Raw genomic sequence first — 1,081 nt, forward strand, 5'->3', positions numbered from 1 at the left:
GGGTTATAGGACAAAACGTGTTGCAAATTTAATTCCATGAATTGAAAAAAGATTGATCATAATTATGTAAATCACTCCAAACAATGGCATCACCCCATGTTGGAATTGAACTTTCTAACCTAGATTGTAGTATCATGGTATTATATATGTCAGAGATACTTTTATTGGTCGGCATAACCTTAAGTATTTCTTTAAATGAAAGCGGGTTCGGTGAGTGCATATAGCACCACCAGAACACCGCTTTTATTCGTCTTTCAATGGACATCCCACGGTGATTACGTAACATAGTGCGTAATTGTGCGTTAACTCCGCCTTCAATTCGATTATTTGTAGCTGGACATTCAAATTCTAAGGATTCATCTAAATAGGTAAATAACAGATTTTTATTGATTAATTTAACTAAGGAATTTTCTGCCTTTATTAGACGTTCATGCTTGGGTCGTATTGTTCCATATTCATCTATTGTTGTTTCCGCTAAAAATACTTTATGCCGTATTTTCCAAGATATTACATTTTGAACCCAAAAGGTAGCTTGATCCTGTGTTTTTACGACTAATAATGATTTTGCTAACCCATATAATTCATTTCCAGCAATACTTTTAGGCCGTGTCGTTGTATAGCGCTTAACTTGTTGAAATGCATGGAAAATACACCTTTGTAGTTTGGCTTTAGGCCAAACTTTTTTTAATGCTTTTTGAAAACCTGTACCGCCATCAGAAATAACAACTACGGGACTAGCTATTCGTTGTAATAAAGCATGCCAAGCCCTAGAATGTTCATATCTACATACATACCAGCCTAAAACATACTTTTCATTACAACAAATTAAAATACAAGCATTTCTAGCTAGATAAATTCCATCAACAAAAACAACCGTGCTCGATACTTCGACTTTAGGTGGCAATGGCCAAAAGTTCCAAAATTTTGCCACAGTTCTACGAAAACTACGACCTTGTCCAGGCATTTCACTTTGAGTCGTCTTACCAAATAACCAATTTAAAAATCTTTGTAACTCAACATCATTTTTTGTAATTATATTCGTAAAAGAACACTTACACTGTTTACAAATCCACCTTTGAGA

The 1,081-nt window shown here is 34.5% G+C and carries 1 protein-coding gene; it reads right to left on the reverse strand.

The genetic code is table 11. The features are described 5' to 3' along the window. Positions 1-28: 28 nt before the first annotated feature. Positions 29-1,081, reverse strand: a 1,053-nt coding sequence (locus HMPREF1865_RS03880) for an IS1249 family transposase (protein ID WP_060919239.1), incomplete at its 5' end; no start/stop codon positions are given.

This window comes from Veillonella parvula, from assembly GCF_001553335.1.
In the GTDB taxonomy this organism is placed as follows: domain Bacteria; phylum Bacillota; class Negativicutes; order Veillonellales; family Veillonellaceae; genus Veillonella; species Veillonella parvula_S.